The sequence below is a fragment of the Fictibacillus halophilus genome (genome assembly GCF_042680145.1).
GTDB lineage: Bacteria > Bacillota > Bacilli > Bacillales > Fictibacillaceae > Fictibacillus > Fictibacillus halophilus_A.
The window spans coordinates 2,616,786-2,632,367 of record NZ_JBHTNQ010000001.1 but is presented as its reverse complement, the minus strand read 5'-3'; the positions used below and the strand labels follow the sequence as shown (position 1 = coordinate 2,632,367).

The 15,582-nt window shown below is 38.6% G+C and carries 15 protein-coding genes; 13 read left to right on the top strand and 2 right to left on the bottom strand.

The window, feature by feature from the left end:
- Nucleotides 1–8 precede the first annotated feature (8 nt).
- Together tatA and tatC are read left to right on the top strand one after the other, a co-directional pair.
- The gene (gene tatA / locus ACFQ4X_RS13540) at nucleotides 9–194 is read left to right on the top strand and encodes a twin-arginine translocase TatA/TatE family subunit (RefSeq protein ID WP_066292809.1); all 186 of its coding nucleotides are present in this window, start codon (nucleotides 9–11) and stop codon (nucleotides 192–194) included.
- A 96-nt stretch (nucleotides 195–290) separates the two neighbouring features.
- Entirely contained in the window at nucleotides 291–1,037 is a 747-nt protein-coding gene (gene tatC, locus ACFQ4X_RS13535; RefSeq protein ID WP_379837170.1) for a twin-arginine translocase subunit TatC, read from the top strand.
- A gap of 256 nt (nucleotides 1,038–1,293) precedes the next feature.
- Here the strand turns inward: tatC and ACFQ4X_RS13530 are convergent, their stop codons facing one another.
- Nucleotides 1,294–2,538 carry a helix-turn-helix domain-containing protein gene (locus ACFQ4X_RS13530; RefSeq protein WP_379835917.1) on the bottom strand — a complete coding sequence of 415 codons (1,245 nt, stop codon included), beginning with the start codon at nucleotides 2,536–2,538 and terminating at the stop codon, nucleotides 1,294–1,296.
- A 257-nt stretch (nucleotides 2,539–2,795) separates the two neighbouring features.
- Here ACFQ4X_RS13530 and ACFQ4X_RS13525 point away from each other — a divergent pair, with 257 nt between their 5' ends.
- From ACFQ4X_RS13525 to ACFQ4X_RS13480, 10 genes are all read left to right on the top strand, one after another.
- Nucleotides 2,796–2,999 carry a hypothetical protein gene (locus ACFQ4X_RS13525; protein ID WP_379835915.1) on the top strand — a complete coding sequence of 68 codons (204 nt, stop codon included), beginning with the start codon at nucleotides 2,796–2,798 and terminating at the stop codon, nucleotides 2,997–2,999.
- 355 nt (nucleotides 3,000–3,354) lie between these two features.
- Nucleotides 3,355–4,872 (top strand): glycine betaine uptake BCCT transporter, encoded by a 1,518-nt coding sequence (locus ACFQ4X_RS13520; protein WP_379835913.1) that lies wholly within the window; start codon nucleotides 3,355–3,357, stop codon nucleotides 4,870–4,872.
- Nucleotides 4,873–5,087: 215 nt separating this feature from the next.
- Nucleotides 5,088–5,963 carry a YitT family protein gene (locus ACFQ4X_RS13515; RefSeq protein ID WP_379835911.1) on the top strand — a complete coding sequence of 292 codons (876 nt, stop codon included), beginning with the start codon at nucleotides 5,088–5,090 and terminating at the stop codon, nucleotides 5,961–5,963.
- Nucleotides 5,964–6,430: 467 nt separating this feature from the next.
- Nucleotides 6,431–7,117 carry a cell division ATP-binding protein FtsE gene (ftsE, locus tag ACFQ4X_RS13510; RefSeq protein WP_066292798.1) on the top strand — a complete coding sequence of 229 codons (687 nt, stop codon included), beginning with the start codon at nucleotides 6,431–6,433 and terminating at the stop codon, nucleotides 7,115–7,117.
- On the top strand, nucleotides 7,107–8,000 hold the full coding sequence (gene ftsX, locus ACFQ4X_RS13505) for a permease-like cell division protein FtsX (protein WP_379835909.1): 894 nt from the start codon (nucleotides 7,107–7,109) through the stop codon (nucleotides 7,998–8,000). Before ftsE ends, ftsX begins: the two co-directional genes overlap by 11 nt.
- 64 nt (nucleotides 8,001–8,064) lie before the next feature.
- Entirely contained in the window at nucleotides 8,065–9,285 is a 1,221-nt protein-coding gene (locus tag ACFQ4X_RS13500; RefSeq protein ID WP_379835907.1) for a murein hydrolase activator EnvC family protein, read from the top strand.
- Between the two features lie 135 nt (nucleotides 9,286–9,420).
- On the top strand, nucleotides 9,421–10,878 hold the full coding sequence (locus ACFQ4X_RS13495) for a S41 family peptidase (RefSeq protein WP_379835905.1): 1,458 nt from the start codon (nucleotides 9,421–9,423) through the stop codon (nucleotides 10,876–10,878).
- A 429-nt stretch (nucleotides 10,879–11,307) separates the two neighbouring features.
- Nucleotides 11,308–11,487, top strand: coding sequence for a hypothetical protein (locus tag ACFQ4X_RS13490; protein WP_379835903.1), 180 nt, complete (start codon nucleotides 11,308–11,310; stop codon nucleotides 11,485–11,487).
- Nucleotides 11,484–12,683 carry a PDZ domain-containing protein gene (locus tag ACFQ4X_RS13485; RefSeq protein WP_379835901.1) on the top strand — a complete coding sequence of 400 codons (1,200 nt, stop codon included), beginning with the start codon at nucleotides 11,484–11,486 and terminating at the stop codon, nucleotides 12,681–12,683. Before ACFQ4X_RS13490 ends, ACFQ4X_RS13485 begins: the two co-directional genes overlap by 4 nt.
- Before the next feature lie 558 nt (nucleotides 12,684–13,241).
- A complete protein-coding gene (locus ACFQ4X_RS13480; protein WP_379835899.1) occupies nucleotides 13,242–13,391 on the top strand; it encodes a hypothetical protein in 150 nt (49 codons plus the stop codon).
- Nucleotides 13,392–13,672: 281 nt separating this feature from the next.
- Here ACFQ4X_RS13480 and ACFQ4X_RS13475 read toward each other — a convergent pair whose 3' ends face one another.
- On the bottom strand, nucleotides 13,673–14,185 hold the full coding sequence (locus tag ACFQ4X_RS13475) for a hypothetical protein (RefSeq protein ID WP_379835897.1): 513 nt from the start codon (nucleotides 14,183–14,185) through the stop codon (nucleotides 13,673–13,675).
- 801 nt (nucleotides 14,186–14,986) lie between these two features.
- Between ACFQ4X_RS13475 and ACFQ4X_RS13470 the strand changes: the two genes are divergently transcribed.
- Nucleotides 14,987–15,532, top strand: coding sequence for a GNAT family N-acetyltransferase (locus ACFQ4X_RS13470; RefSeq protein WP_379835895.1), 546 nt, complete (start codon nucleotides 14,987–14,989; stop codon nucleotides 15,530–15,532).
- Nucleotides 15,533–15,582 lie beyond the last annotated feature (50 nt).

The window sequence follows — 15,582 nt, the reverse complement described above, 5'->3', positions numbered from 1 at the left end:
CGATTCACATGGGTTTTACTAATATCGGAGTACCAGGATTGATTCTGATCTTAATCATCGCGCTTATTATCTTTGGACCTTCAAAACTGCCTGAGATTGGACGCGCATTCGGAAGCACGCTTCGTGAATTTAAGAGTTCTGCAAAAGATTTAATGTCTTCTGATGAAAAAGAAGAAAAACCGCAGTCAAAATAATGAGATTTAGTGAGGAAAGATGCGGGCGCAATAGCAAGCTTGCATCTTTTCTTCTTTAAAAAGAGAAAGGAGGCTGGAGTTGTGAAAGCAGAAGAGATGTACTTTGTGGAACATCTGGGTGAACTCCGAAAACGGATCATTATAACGCTTGTTATGTTTATGACGGTTCTCGCAGTGTCATTTTTCTATGTGGAGCCGATCTACAGCTGGCTGATCCGCGATCTGGATCAGCAGCTTGCCGTCCTCGGACCGAGTGAAATTCTTTGGGTGTATTTTATGATATCCGGCGTGATTGCAATCGCGCTCACCATACCCGTTGCCGCTCATCAAACGTGGATGTTCATTAAGCCGGCATTGGATAAAAAAGAACAAAAGGTGACGCTGTCGTACATTCCAGCTTTGTTTCTATTGTTCTTGCTAGGATTGTCATTTGGCTATTTTGTTGTCTATCCGATGGTGCTGAACTTTTTGCTCGGATTATCAGAAGGGAACTTCCAAACCTTTTTCACATCGGAAAAATATTTCAAGTTCATGCTGAACCTGACACTGCCGTTCGGATTTCTGTTTGAGATCCCGCTCGTGGTGATGTTTCTGACTTCACTCGGAATCATCAATCCAGTTATGCTGACAAAAGCACGAAAGGTCTCTTACTTTGCACTCGTCGTCGTGGCTGTTTTAATAACACCGCCAGACCTTGTATCGGATTTTCTAGTGGTGATTCCGCTGCTCGTCCTTTATGAGATCAGCATCATGCTTTCGAGATGGGTGTACAGAAAGAAGCTCAACGCTGAACGTTTAGAGGAACAAGAAGAAAAAGTCGTACAGATGAAAAGACCTTCATAAAAACAAGAAGAGGATGACTCAAAACTAAGAATTTTTGAAGTCATGCCTCTTTTTTACACTTAACTTGTTTGCACGGAAATTTTCGACGTATCAACATGTCAAAGTGGATAGTACAAGCGGAACTAGAGATTGGCCGTCGGTCAAGTTTTCTTTACCTTTGTAGATATCATTTATTTTTAATTATTTTTTGTAAAAATAATTAAAAATTCGGGGCTACCAAAAGTAAGTTTACCTTACTTTTGGGACAGCCCCCTTTTTATACAAAATGATTGCTGCGTCTGTTTTTATCGGCTATTAACGCTGCATATTCATTGGCTCTTTCTGCATTTCCTTTATCCATATGAAAATCAAAAAGCTTTATTTCATAATGTTCGGCAGGAAGGACATAGCCTAATCTTTTTAAATATGGATACATTTCTGTCTCAAGGTAGTCATAATACTGCTCTTTTTGATCTGTGAGACGATATTTGTGGAGCTGAAAAAAATGGATGAAAGTTGTGGAATGAATGTCTTTAGCCAGCTTTAACCCTTTTTCAGCAAGAGATAAAAGCTCTGTTTTTGATTTTTCCCCTAAAAGTACAGAGGCATTTATGTATCCTTCTAGTGAACCAATATACTCTGATGTAGAAGGGTCTTTTAGTTTCATCGATTCATGATAATACTCACATGCTTTTTCAAAGTCTTCATGCAGGATGCAGTGATAGCCATAGTTGTGGAGGAGAAGAGCTTTTTGCTTTTCCAAGCCAAAGTTATCACACATCTCAATCAGCTGTTCATACTTTCTGTATTGAGGTCCGCTTGTGGTATCGTGCCCCACTTGTATGAGCATCAGCATCTCCGTTTCAATCACGCGTACATAGCAATGAGATTCTTCAAAAAAGCGAAGAGCGATGCTGGCGTAATAATAGGCAAGGACACGAGAGTTAATGGAATGATAGGCTACTGCCAGGTGATAGTAATACTCTGGATTATGGTAATGAGCAGGGTCAATCTGCTTTAAAAATTCAATAGCTTCAGAGTAATCATGTTTGCATTGGAGCCCATAGATTCCTTTTATATGAAGAATCATATTTTTCTCAAGCGGCGCGGGATTTTGCCATTTGTCCATCTCTTGAATGATGGATAGCGCTTTTGAGTGATCTCCCGTCATCAAATAAAATCTGGCTAACTGAAGGGTGTGCGACCTGTAGAAATCAGGAATCTGCAGCAAAGCAATTTCCTCTAGCTGCTGCTTAAGTATTTCTGCCTTTGCATGAAGCTTCATGATAATGGCTTCTTCCCATTTCTTTAAAAGGGTGTCTAATCCTTTATAAATTTTGATCTCACTTTCTATGTCGATCTCCAGCCTGTCCGCTAAAAATTGTATCGTTTCCTTGGAGACTTCCGTTAAGCCGCGTTCGATTTTACTTACATGCGTACCCGAACAGATGCCGTCTCCGAGCTCCTTTTGGGTCATATTTCTGCGTTCACGATAGAACTTAATGATTTTTCCTTCTAGCATGACTTCATCTGCCCCCATCATAAACCGCTATTATTTTGATATTTCTATTTTACTAAAGAAAACCCCAATTTTGTTTTACGTTTTTTAAGTCGATCTCCCTATTTCTATCTCTTTTATAAAGCTTTTTTTGATTCAGTTCACTGTTGATATAGGTTAAGAGTCATGAAGAAAACCCCAATAGCAAACCTTGAATTCTCCCCTTACAATTACTTTTGAATACACGCAATATTCTAAAAAAAATAGAAGGCAGGGAGATCATGAATACGAAACCGTTTCTGAAACTTTTCGATGCCATTGAGATTCAAAATCCTTGGGGAACAGGAAAAAGTGAAGCAGATATAAACTTTGACGGAAAGGTAGATGCGAAAGATATGAAATATGTACAAAGAAACTATTTGCTGCAGAATCAACATGTTGATGATTCACCACAGCCTAGAAAAGAATATAATGAAAAACACTAGAATCGATTTTAGCAGAACTAGGTATTCAGTTATAAAAGAAATAGCAGCCTTTTAGGGAGATGGGTCTTCCTAGAAGGTTTTTTTGAGTATAAATTCTGGTGCTTTTTTCAGAAAGGGATAGAAAATCATACTCACTTGTCATGTATGTTATACTGAGAACTTGTTGTTTTAAAGTGAGTGATTTTGAAGGTGAGGGGGTATATATTTCTAGGACTATTCGCTTGTTTAAATAGAAGTTAACGAACAATGGGTACAAATACAATTTAATCTCGCTTAAAACTTGTCATAAATATTGGGAAACAGGTGAATATAAGAAAGTGTATCCATTTTTCGAGTGAAAAGGGGAATAAATAAATTGAGTACTCAACATCGCAAAGGAAAAAGTGTACTATATGTATCACTCTTACTCACAATTGTTTTTATTGTATGGGGAATCTTTTTTAAGAAAAGCCTCACCAGCGTAACAAATAGCATATATGACTATACGATTGACTACTTAGGCTGGATTTATCTTGCTTCAGCATTATTTTTTGTTCTATTTTCAGTCTATCTTTTATTCTCAAAATACGGCCGTATAAGAATAGGGAAAGAATCAGACCGGCCGGAATTTAGAACTTCTTCTTGGCTTGCTATGTTATTTGGCGCTGGAATGGGAATCGGAATAGTCTACTGGAGTGTTGCAGAACCGGTAACGCATTATGTTACACCTCCTTATGGTGAAGGATTTACGGATGCTTCAGCAAAGCTGGCCATGCAATATACTTTTTTTCATTGGGGATTTCATCCTTGGGCAATTTATGCAGTAATTGGTCTTTCATTAGCATACTTTCAATACAATAAAAAATTGCCTGCTTCGATTAGTTCTGCTTTCTATCCGCTGCTCGGCGACAGAATATATGGACCAATCGGTAAAACGATCGATATTTTGGCTGTTTTTGCTACTGTATTCGGCATAGCGACTTCTTTAGGCTTCGGAGCTTTGCAAATCTCCGGCGGATTCCATACCTTATTTGACACACCAAACACTCTTACAGTTCAAGTCCTTATCATCGCTGTAGCGACCGTACTTTTCTTGATTTCCATTTCTACAGGGCTAGAAAAAGGAATTCAATATTTATCTAATACTGCTATGATCTTATCGTTCTTGATCATGCTTTTGGTTCTCATACTCGGACCAACTTTCTTTATTTTCAACCTATTCTTTAACTCGCTTGGGAATTATTTAAATGACTTCTTACAAATGAGCTTGCGATCCGCTCCGTTTAGTAAAGGGGAATGGATCGGAAACTGGACACTCTTTTATTGGGCATGGTGGATTGCTTGGGCACCATTTGTCGGGATGTTTATCGCAAGAATTTCAAAAGGCCGAACCATTAAAGAGTTCATTTTAGGGGTATTGGTAGCTCCGACACTAGGAACATGTTTTTGGATTGCTATCTTTGGAGGCACTGGGCTGCAACTTGTTCATAATCTAGGCGATCATGCACTGGCAAAAAAGATAGCAGACAACGTTTCTCTTTCCATCTTTTATCTTTTTGATGCTCTTCCATTCAGTACATTGTTAAGTATGATTGGATTATTAGTCGTTATCACCTATTATGTGACGGTTGCAGATACTTCTACATTCGTCTTAGGAATGCTGAGTGAATCCGGAAATTTGAATCCTTCCAATAGAATTAAAATCACATGGGGAGTTATTCAATCACTGGTAGCGATTGTTCTTTTAACCGCAGGCGGTTTAACGGTATTACAAACCGTTTCCATCGCAACAGCACTTCCATTTGCCATCATCATGGTATTTATGTGCTGGTCCTTGGTAAAAGGATTAAGAAGTGAAGTGAAGAAGAAGGAAAAGGAAAAGGTGAAAGAATAAGTCCGTAGAGAAACGAGAGTCCATTAATGGCTCTCGTTTTTTTTGAAAAAATACCGTCGTAGGTTCCGCATCTTATCTGAATTACCTGCTACCATGCAACCACTTCACCTCATCACCGCGGCACTAAGGTCTCATTTACAAGGGCATACTAGGCTTGGTATACTTTTTTCGTTTGAAAGAAATTCCTTATGAAAGTTTGAGGTTTACAGATAGCTATGATGATGGCAATAAGAAAAAGACGTGGTGGAATCCTGCACCCGACAGTTGAACTTATTTTAGAATATATTTATGTTGTAATCGGATCAGGGCTTGTGGCTCTGGCATTCTCGGTGTTCCTCTTACCGAACGAGATCGCATCGGGGGGAGTAAGCGGAATCTCGACGATCCTATACGGACTCTTCCAATGGAAACCTTCTTATGTGCAGTGGAGTCTCAACATACCGCTGTTCATCGCGGGACTTTTCTTCCTCGGAAAAAGATTCGGCGCGAAAACGCTTGTCGGGACACTTGTGCTGCCATTTTTCGTTTTTATCTTTGAAGAGTGGGGCGCAGCAACTGAAGAACCCTTACTAGGTGCGATCTTCGGGGGGCTTGGAATCGGTGCTGGACTTGGGATCGTATTCCGAGGAAAAGCATCAACAGGAGGGGTGGACCTCCTTGCGCAGATAATCCATAAATACATCGGGATCTCACTCGGAACGATTATACTCATGATTGACGGGACAATCGTACTCGCATCAGCCTTTATCTTCGGAATCGAACAAGCTCTTTACGCACTGATCGCGATGTTTATCACTGCAAAAACGATTGATGTTGTGCAGATCGGACTTGGCACGTCTAAAATGGCGCTTATCATTTCTGATCAAGAAGAAGAACTGCGTCAAGGCATACTTACTCATATTTACCGCGGGGTAACGAAAATCAATGCATTCGGCGGTTACACCCAGGATGAGCGGCCGATGCTGATGGTTGTTGTTGCACAATATGAAGTTACGAAATTAAAACAATATGTAAAAAGCGTTGATCCTTCAGCCTTCGTAATCGTTGTAAATGCGAATGAAGTACTTGGGGAAGGATTTAAACGCGGATAATCACCCATAACTCCATAAGTCGAATCTTGCCAGCCGGTGCCGCAACCGGCTGGTTTTTTGCGCATTTTGTAGGACTTATGACATAAATACGCCGTTCTTACTACAGATTCTGTAATATAAGCCGATGTAATGTACCGTATGTGCAGTACAAAAGTGCCTAATTTTCAATTCGATGGTCGACTTTAGCTACCGATTGTCGAAAAGTTTACATGCAGGTTTTTTGTGAATATGAAGGATTTCAGAGAATCGTGTCGTATTTTAACCATCACAGCAATAAGAAAACACGACCAAGGTCCCTTGTTTGAGCCAAGATGAAATACAATTGTAATAAAATTGTCAGTTCGAGATGTTATAATAGTTATTGCGGAAAAAAACTGACATTTATCGCGTGATTGTCGAAAGACTTAAAATATATTGTTGATTGATCAGGGAAATATCTTTTTGGGGTAGTAAGGAAGTGATTTAGTTTGATAGAAATGATTGATGTGTGGAAAACATATCCGAATGGTGTCATGGCACTAAACGGGGTTGACGTCTACATAGAAAAAGGTGAATTTGTTTATGTAGTCGGACCGAGTGGTGCTGGAAAATCTACATTTATAAAATGTATGTATCGTGAAGAAAAGCCAACACAAGGATCTATTATTATTAACGGCACAAATCTTGCTAAGGTAAAAGAAAGACAGATTCCAAAAGTGCGCAGAAAAATGGGCGTTATCTTCCAGGACTTTAAACTGTTACCGCGTTTAACTGTCTACGAAAACGTAGCTTTTGCACTTGAAGTTATTGAGGAATCACCAAAAGTAATCAGAGAACGTGTTATGGAAGTTCTTGACCTTGTTAAGCTGAAAAACAAAGCCCGCATGTTCCCGGATGAGCTATCCGGAGGGGAACAGCAGCGTGTATCGATTGCACGTTCTATCGTAAACCGGCCGCCAGTTGTCATTGCGGACGAGCCTACAGGGAACCTGGATCCAGAAACCGCGTGGGAAATCATGGACATTTTTAAAGAAATTAACGACCGTGGCACGACAGTTGTCATGGCGACTCACAATAAAGAGATCGTTAATACAATCACAAAGCGCGTAATTGCCATCGAAGGCGGCCGAATTGTACGTGATGAGGCGAAGGGGGATTACGGCTATGAAGATTAGAACACTAAAACGTCATTTTGTAGAAGCATTTAAGAGCATGGGACGAAACGGCTGGATGTCTTTCGCTTCAATCTCTGCAGTAACAGTAACATTACTCTTAGTAAGTGTATTCCTGACGATTCTTTTGAACATTAACCATATTGCCAGTCAAATAGAAGATGATGTACAAATCAGAGCTTATATTGAGAGAACAGAGAAATCCGAGAACTATGATGCCTATCAAAAACAACTTGAGAATCTTGATAAGGTAAAAACAGTTAAGTATCAGTCAAAAGAAGAAGGGCTAGATGAATTAATTGAAAGTCTTGGAGATGAAGGAGAAGCATTTTCTTCATTAAAAGACGAAAACCCGCTTCGTGATGCTTTTATTATTTACACTGACAAGCCGCAGGATACTGCTGCGGTAGCTAAAGAAGTAGATAAACTTAAATTCGTAAACAAAGTTGAGTATGGACAAGGGACCGTTGAAAAGCTATTTAAAGTTACAGATGTTGCCCGAAACGTTGGAATCGTGCTCGTTCTAGGCCTAGTATTCACAGCGATGTTCCTGATCTCTAATACAATAAAACTGACCATTGTTACACGCCGCCGCGAGATTGAAATTATGAAACTCGTTGGTGCGACAAATGGATTTATCCGCTGGCCGTTCTTTATCGAAGGATTTGCATTAGGAGTGTTTGGAGCTTTCCTTCCTATTATCGTAATCGCAGTAGGATACCAAGCGATATTTGACATCGTTAATCAAAAGTTAGGGACGGTATTTATCGAGCTGCTTCCAGTAACACCGCTTATTCCTCAGTTATCACTATTGATGCTGCTGATTGGCGGAGTTATCGGAGTATGGGGAAGCTTGACGTCTGTCCGTAAGTTCTTAAAGATTTAATAGATCGCAGAAGTAAAGATTCAAGAAAACGAAACAAATTAATAGGGGTTAGGGAGGAAAACGAATGAAAAGCAAAGTGTTTGGTACAGTGCTGTCTTTGAGTTTGGCACTGAGCGCTTTTACTGTGTATCACTCTGAATCCGTCGTTCACGCGGAATCTTTATCAAGCATCAAGAAAAAACAACAAGATAATGCTAAAAAAGCTAAGGATTCAAAAGCTAAGCTTGAAGAAAACAAAAGCAGCCAGGCTGCACTAGAAGCAGAAGTTGAGCGTCTTGATAAGCTTACAACTGCAACTGATGAAAAGATTATCCAAAAGCAAGCAGATATAAAAATAACAAAAGAAGAAATTGCACAATTAAAAGCAGAGATCACTGTCGTTCAAAAGCGAATTGATGAGCGTGACAAGCTTTTAAAAGAACGTGTTAACTCTATGTACGAATCAGGGGGAGCTGTTTCATACCTTGAAGTTGTTCTAGGTTCAAAGGATTTCGGTGATTTCCTTGACCGAGTTCTTGCATTGAACATGATCGCTGAACAGGACCGTCAGCTTTTAGAAGAACAAAAGAAAGATAAAGAACTTCTTGAGAATAAAATGGCATCTGTTGAGAAAAAACTCAGCAATCTGCAAAATGCAATGAAAGACTTGCAAAAGCTTCAAAAGCAGCTGAAAGCACAAATGGCTGAAAAAGACCGCTTGATGGCATCTCTTCAATCAGAAGAGGAAGAACTGCATGAAGAAGCACACAAGATCGAAAACGAAGGTGCGCTCCTTAAGGCTCAGGAAGAAGCATTCCGTGCAGAACAAGCACGTGCAGCTGCACGTGAAAAAGCACGCAAATCTTCATCAGGTGGATCAGGTGGATCTGCTCCATCAATGGGACCTGTATCTGGCAATGGTATGATTATTAAACCTGCAGCTGGAGCTATTACATCTCCGTTCGGTAATAGAAGCAGCGGTATGCATGAAGGAATCGACATCGCGCAAGGCGGAACAGTTCCAATCTATGCAGCAGCAGATGGAACGGTAATTAAGTCCGAGTATTCATCATCATACGGTAATGTTGTTTACATCTCACATTCAATCGGTGGACAACAGTGGACAACAGTTTACGCTCATATGAGCAGCCGTGCTGTTTCAGGCGGTTCTGTATCAAAAGGACAGTTCCTAGGAAACATGGGTAACACAGGACGTTCACATGGGCAGCATCTGCACTTTGAACTTCACAAAGGTCCTTGGAATGCAGGGAAAACAAATGCTGTAAATCCTGCGGCATATTGGTAAAATAAACTCATAAAGTAAACAAGCTATTCATATAGTGAAGTAGGAGACAGGCTTCTTTCGTCGAATCTCTTACAATGGAAGGCATCGCACTTTGCAGGGTGTGATGCCTTTTCCTGCAAAAATGAGGTGAGCAGAATGAACGTAAATAAAAAGATGTTGGCCCTGCTGATTGTTGTGTCCTTGCTTGTCGGTGCTGGTGGAATGTATGGCTCTATGGCGCTATTTGGAAACGACTCGAAATTTGTTCAAAACGATGGAGTAAGCGACCTTCCGAAAACGAAAACAAAGGTTAACAGTGATGAAGAGTTCGCGAAGCTTCAAAAAACGTACGAGATTATTTCTTCTCGTTATGTAGAAGATGTGGATCGTGAAAAATTGCTGGAAGGTGCCATTCAAGGAATGGTAAAAACACTGAAAGATCCTTATTCCGTCTATATGGATGAGGATACAGCTAGCCAGTTCACGCAGTCATTGGATTCTTCTTTTGAAGGAATCGGTGCCGAAGTAAGCATGGTGGACGGCAAAGTAACGATTGTTGCCCCGTTTAAAGATTCACCTGCCGAGAAAGCTGGCTTAAAGCCGAACGATCAGATCGTTACGATTGACGGCAAAAGTGTTGAAGGATTAGACCTTTATAAAGCAGTACTGAAGATCCGCGGTGAAAAAGGCTCTGTTGTCACACTTGGTGTTAAGCGCAGCGGTGTGAACAACGTAATGCCGATTAAAGTAACACGTGACGAGATTCCGATCGAGACTGTTTATTCTGATATTGAAAAAGCAAATGGGAAAAACATCGGTGTGATCGAGATTACATCCTTCTCCGAAAAAACAGGTTCAGACTTCAAGAAGCAGCTTACTGAGCTTGAAAAGAAGGGAATCGACGGGCTTGTAATTGATGTCCGCGGAAATCCAGGAGGATATCTTGAGGCCGTAGACAGCATTCTGCGCCAGATCATTCCGGAAAATAAGCCATTTGTTCAGATTGAAGACCGTAAAGGAAACAAAGAGCGTTATGTTTCCACGCTTAAAGAAAAGAAAGATTATCCAATCGTAGGCTTGATTGATAAAGGCAGTGCTTCAGCATCTGAGATTTTAGCTGCAGCATTAAAAGAGGCTGGCAGTTATGAGCTAGTCGGTGAAAAGTCATTCGGTAAAGGAACAGTTCAGCAGTCCATCGACTTAGGTGACGGCTCGAACATTAAGCTGACATTGTTTAAATGGCTGACGCCGGACGGAAACTGGATTCATAAAAAAGGTGTGAAGCCAACGTATGAAGTAAAACAGCCTGAATACTTCTACACGAATCCGATCTCGATCGAAAAGCCGCTTGTGTATGACATGAATAATGAGCAAGTTAAAAATGCTCAAGTGATGCTGAACGGGTTAGGTTTCCAAACAGGGCGTGAAGACGGTTATTTTGATGAAAAAACCCAGTCTGCTGTAACAGCTTTCCAACGCGCGAACAGCTTATCAGCAACAGGAAAAATTGATCAAAAAACAGCAGGTAAGATGGAAGCGAAAGTAATCGATTCAATCCGCAATGAGAAAAACGATGTTCAGCGTAAAACGGCCATCGAATTACTTGCAAAATAAGGGATTATGGCAGGAAAAAACAACCGAAACACGAATACTATCCGTAGAGGAAATATTCTCTGCGGATTTTTTTGTAAGCTTGTTATGATAGCATGAAACATTTGAAAGAGGTTGATTTCCGCTCCAGGTTGCTCGCTTTCCGGGGGCGTGCGGTGAGCCTCCTAGCGCTTTGCGCTTTTAGGAGTCTCACCTGTCCCGCTGATCCCCCAGGAGTCTCGCACCTTGCGCTCCAGTCAACTTGTCAGGGGAAGTACTTACGAAAAAGAATCGAATGATTTCTGTTAGAGGTTGCTTGTTTTACAATGGGAGCTTGGCGTTATCCACCTTATGCTTCAAATGCTCGAATCAAATTGTTGTTGGATAGACATAACAACGAGCTAGTAATTAATAAGAGAAAATCCTTTGTGATCGTTAAAGGGGTAAAGCAAAATGGGATCATTAAATGTTGGAGACATACTTTTTCAGCTTTTGGCATTTTTGATTCTGCTCGCTATCATAAGCGGAGTCGGAATGCTGATAAAACGAGCTGTGTCGAGTGATAGGAGACTAAAAAGAATAGAAGAAAAAGTGGATAAACTGCAAGAAGAGAAGAGGAGAGAACGCCCATGACAGACACCTTTGTGAACGAACTGATAGAAGGCATCGGGCTGCTTTTTTTACACCCGCTTTTTTATGGTTTTATATTCGTAGCATTCTTGATTGGACTAAAACGTGTAAAACGGGAACGTAAAGAATTTAAAGTAAAGGTTCACCCCGTAATTGATAATCTAATATTTTCATTGCTGCCTGGTATATTAATTGGACTCATAGGATCGGTTATATTTATTGCGGCCGGCGTTACTTTGCCGATCGGTATGATTGCCTTAATCGGATTGATGTATCTTGTCTTAGCACTTACAATGAAAACCCGCTTTATGGCACCAGCGTATGCTGTAAGCTTAGCCGCGATCGCAGGTCTTTTGCTGCCTAAACTATATACTGGATTGGCATTTTTGGATAAATGGATTGAAGATATTCAAAATACACCGCTTGATTCATTAGCTGTTATTTTAGGCGTGCTTTTGATTCAGGAAGGTATCCTGATTTTATGGAAAGGTGCAGACCGCACATCACCGCGTCTTTTTAAAGGAAAAAGAGGTCATTATGTAGGAGCGCACGAAGCAACGCGATTCTGGATCGTTCCTCAGTTTCTCGTTCTTCCGGTTGGCTCAATCCCAGTATTAGATTGGTGGCCATTGTTTCCGATGGGAGCTGTCGGGTTCTCGTTTTTCTTAGTACCATTTGCAATCGGGTATCGCCAGCTTGTTACACACACGCTGCCTGTCGAAGCGATCAAGCATCTTGGAAAACAAGTTACTTTGTTAGGGGTTCTCGTTTTAGCAATTGCAGCTGCCGGTCATTTTTATAATCTGCCGCTATTAATTGCCATTGCGATCGCTGCAGGCCTTGCGGGCCGTGAACTCATTACACTCGTTACAAGTCAGCGTGATGACACAAGACCTTCTCTTTTTGTACAGAGGGATAAAGGAGTTATCATACTTGCTGTCGTACCTGGAACGCCCGCAGTTAAAATGGGATTAAAGGTCGGGGAAATAATCGTAAAAGTAAACGGTGTTACTCTGACACATGAAACAAGCCTGTACAAAGCACTTCAAATTAATGCTGCGTACTGTAAATTGGAAGTACTTGATCTAAACGGTGAGATCCGATTCGTACAAGGATCGCTTTATCAAAATGAACATCACCAGTTAGGTGTACTCCTTGTTCATGATGTAGTGGAACGAAATATTGCAGTAGGTAATTAAATGTAATTTTTCATAATTAACCGGAATCTGGTCAAAATTCTCCTGAATCATTTTTCATAATTTATCGGAATCGTATATAAAAAGACTCATTCAACTTGAGTCTTTTTTTATTTATGAATGAGGATAAAAGATAAATTATACAGTTATTTAAGAGTTTAATGAATTAGAGGTTTATGAATATTATTAGACGAATAATCGAATGGAGGTGTTAATTAAGGGCAGACAGAACTAACGTAAAATAGTAAGAAACTATAGTGTGATTTAGTTTCAAAACTTGTTCAAGAATAGGGGGCATTTCTTCAAGAAGGAGAAGTGCACTTTTTATTGAATTAAAGGTTCGAATTTCTTAGATTAGGAGGAATAATAACCTAGGATAAATTTAAGATATTCTCCTCTAAAAAGAATAATTAATTAATTTTACTAAGTTTCTAATGTTTTTACTGATATATGCAAAGTTAGCAGTACACTATAAAGTAATAAGATTTACTTCAGTAAAATAAGGTATATTATACTTGTCGAATAGATTCTCTTTAAAGATAAGAAAAGTAGGTGAGCAAAGTGGGGAAATATCAATTGGATTACAAAGGTCAGGTAGCTGTGACAAAGTTCCATGAAAAACAGACGCCGGCCAAATTTGATAAAAAGAAGCACCTAGAAAAAATACGTGCAGATTATTTAAAAAAGAAGCAAAAACAAACAGATAAATAATATGAATGAGAACATAGGAAGATTAAATTCTCCCTATGTTTTTCTTATTCGAAGTTTTTTTCAATATCTTCTGCAATCGGGTGCTATTGTTGAAGATCGAAAGAGCTGTTCACGCAGCTTTTTTTATTTAGCAAAAGTGGAGTTTAGGGATAAAATTCTAATCAGAATGCTTGATTCTTAATTATGATCAAGTTTAAGAAGTTCATATATAATTTAATTTATAAATAAATTGAATCGAATTTTTTATGTTACATAGAAAAATATAATGTGATTTAATGGAATCATTTAGTTGATGTTCGTTTGTAAGGATGTTTCTTTTCAATAAAGTTTGAAAGCCAAATGTTAGCGGCAAAAACAACCAAATAAACGAAAAAAGATATATACAATTTCCAACCTGTATACGTAAAAACATGAAACTTCAATGAAATCCATTCTATAGCAATCGCTACCCCAGCCCAAAAAATAATATAGGATAGACGCTTTAAGCCTTTGGATTTTTTATGTTGATAGAAATTTACAACAAAGTAAGGAAGAGTTGGGTAAGTTACAAAATGCAATATTACATCAAATAATTCATGCGTGTAATGATCGATCGTAAAGTAAAAGTTATAAGGTTTTATACTAATGGTAATATCGGCCAACAAAGCAAGAAAAACATTAAATGTCCAAATAATAATGATAGTAACAGCAGACAAACGTCTAGGTAATACATACATCAGGAACCAGGTAATTACAGTGGAAAAGATAATAAATATTTCATTAGCATCAAAGTTCTCAGGAAGAGGTAAAATCATATCGTATTCACCTCTTTGTTCCTATTAATAAGTCTTTCTAAATAAAATGAGTAAATAGCCAATAAGAAAATAATTAGACTATATCTCAAATATGAATAAAATACGTTCCAATTAACCCATTCCAAATATCCAATATGAACGAAATATATTTCAATTGAAACAAGTGCTGTTAAGAAGATAAAGAGATGAATAAGTTTACTTAAAATATTTCTCTTAGAGAACAAAATATAAATTAACCATAAAAGTAACGCTGGCTTGAGTGAAAGCTCTGGAAATTTTTGTGTCCAAAAAATTAAAGGACTTGTTGGATCCTGCTTTGTTAATTTTAAATTTAAATTTATGATTACACCTGTATTTGTAATAAGAACATTGGATAAAAAATAACAGCCCAAGACATTAGTTACGTTCATTTTCTTCATCAAAATGTACAAGGAACTAAAGGATACTATGGCTAACATAATAAAAAGCCACAATGTTTTCATATAAGTCACCAACTTTATTAATATGAACTTTATTTTATACATAAATTGGCTAAAATACACGGTAACTAAAGAAAACAAATCGTAACAGGATAGTGTAATAACTTAATAAAGGAAGTTAAGAAAATTATGCTGTTGGAAGTTCAACTTTAACTTGTATAGAAGGTGGCTGACGATTGCCTTCTAAAAAGGAGTAGGTTACTTTAAATTAAATATTCCAAAAAATTGGGTGCATTTCTTCAGAAGGAGAAGTGCTCTTTTTTATTGAATTTAAGGTACAGCGTTCTTTAAATGGTAACTGCAAATTTTGGAGGTCTGGTTAATGATAAAAGGTATGAATGTTTATATAAATCCAGTGGATCGGAGTGAAGTAGAATCTTTACTAGAACTTGAAACAAGGAACAAGGATTTTTTTAATCAATATGCCCCAAATCGTGATTCTGATTTTTATACGTTGGAAGGACAAGTGAAAAGACTGGAAAAGATGGAGGAGAACAGAGAAAAGGATTTAGGATACTCTTTTGGAATATACCTTAATGAAAACAATGAACTCATCGGTCAAATTGGTTTTTTTAAGCTGGAAAGAGGTCCTGCCCAAAAGGCGATGGTAGGGTACTCCCTTGATAAAGAGTGGAACGGAAAGGGCTATATGACAGAGGCTCTTAAATTAATCGTTGACTTTGGATTCAATCAAATTAAGTTGCATCGAATCGAAGCTGAAGTAATGCCTCATAATATCAGATCCATAAGAATATTAGAGAAGACTGGATTTCATAAAGAGGGAATTGCAAAGAAAAATGTAATGATAAACGGAAAGTGGGAAGATCATCAAGTCCTTGCCATCATTAATAATAATTATGAGTACTAGTATTTTGCTAGAATATATCTAAACTATTTGAATAAAAAGCATATTTTTGA

Bases quoted from the DNA above. Each gene is read 5' to 3' on its own strand.
- ACFQ4X_RS13470 (WP_379835895.1), top strand. From the start codon at position 14,987: ATGATAAAAGGTATGAATGTTTATATAAATCCAGTGGATCGGAGTGAA.
- ACFQ4X_RS13495 (WP_379835905.1), top strand. From the start codon at position 9,421: ATGAACGTAAATAAAAAGATGTTGGCCCTGCTGATTGTTGTGTCCTTG.
- ACFQ4X_RS13515 (WP_379835911.1), top strand. From the start codon at position 5,088: ATGATGATGGCAATAAGAAAAAGACGTGGTGGAATCCTGCACCCGACA.
- ACFQ4X_RS13485 (WP_379835901.1), top strand. From the start codon at position 11,484: ATGACAGACACCTTTGTGAACGAACTGATAGAAGGCATCGGGCTGCTT.
- ACFQ4X_RS13475 (WP_379835897.1), bottom strand. From the start codon at position 14,185: ATGATTTTACCTCTTCCTGAGAACTTTGATGCTAATGAAATATTTATT.
- ACFQ4X_RS13525 (WP_379835915.1), top strand. From the start codon at position 2,796: ATGAATACGAAACCGTTTCTGAAACTTTTCGATGCCATTGAGATTCAA.
- tatC (WP_379837170.1), top strand. From the start codon at position 291: ATGTACTTTGTGGAACATCTGGGTGAACTCCGAAAACGGATCATTATA.
- ACFQ4X_RS13530 (WP_379835917.1), bottom strand. From the start codon at position 2,538: ATGCTAGAAGGAAAAATCATTAAGTTCTATCGTGAACGCAGAAATATG.
- tatA (WP_066292809.1), top strand. From the start codon at position 9: ATGGGTTTTACTAATATCGGAGTACCAGGATTGATTCTGATCTTAATC.
- ACFQ4X_RS13500 (WP_379835907.1), top strand. From the start codon at position 8,065: ATGAAAAGCAAAGTGTTTGGTACAGTGCTGTCTTTGAGTTTGGCACTG.
- ftsX (WP_379835909.1), top strand. From the start codon at position 7,107: ATGAAGATTAGAACACTAAAACGTCATTTTGTAGAAGCATTTAAGAGC.
- ACFQ4X_RS13490 (WP_379835903.1), top strand. From the start codon at position 11,308: ATGGGATCATTAAATGTTGGAGACATACTTTTTCAGCTTTTGGCATTT.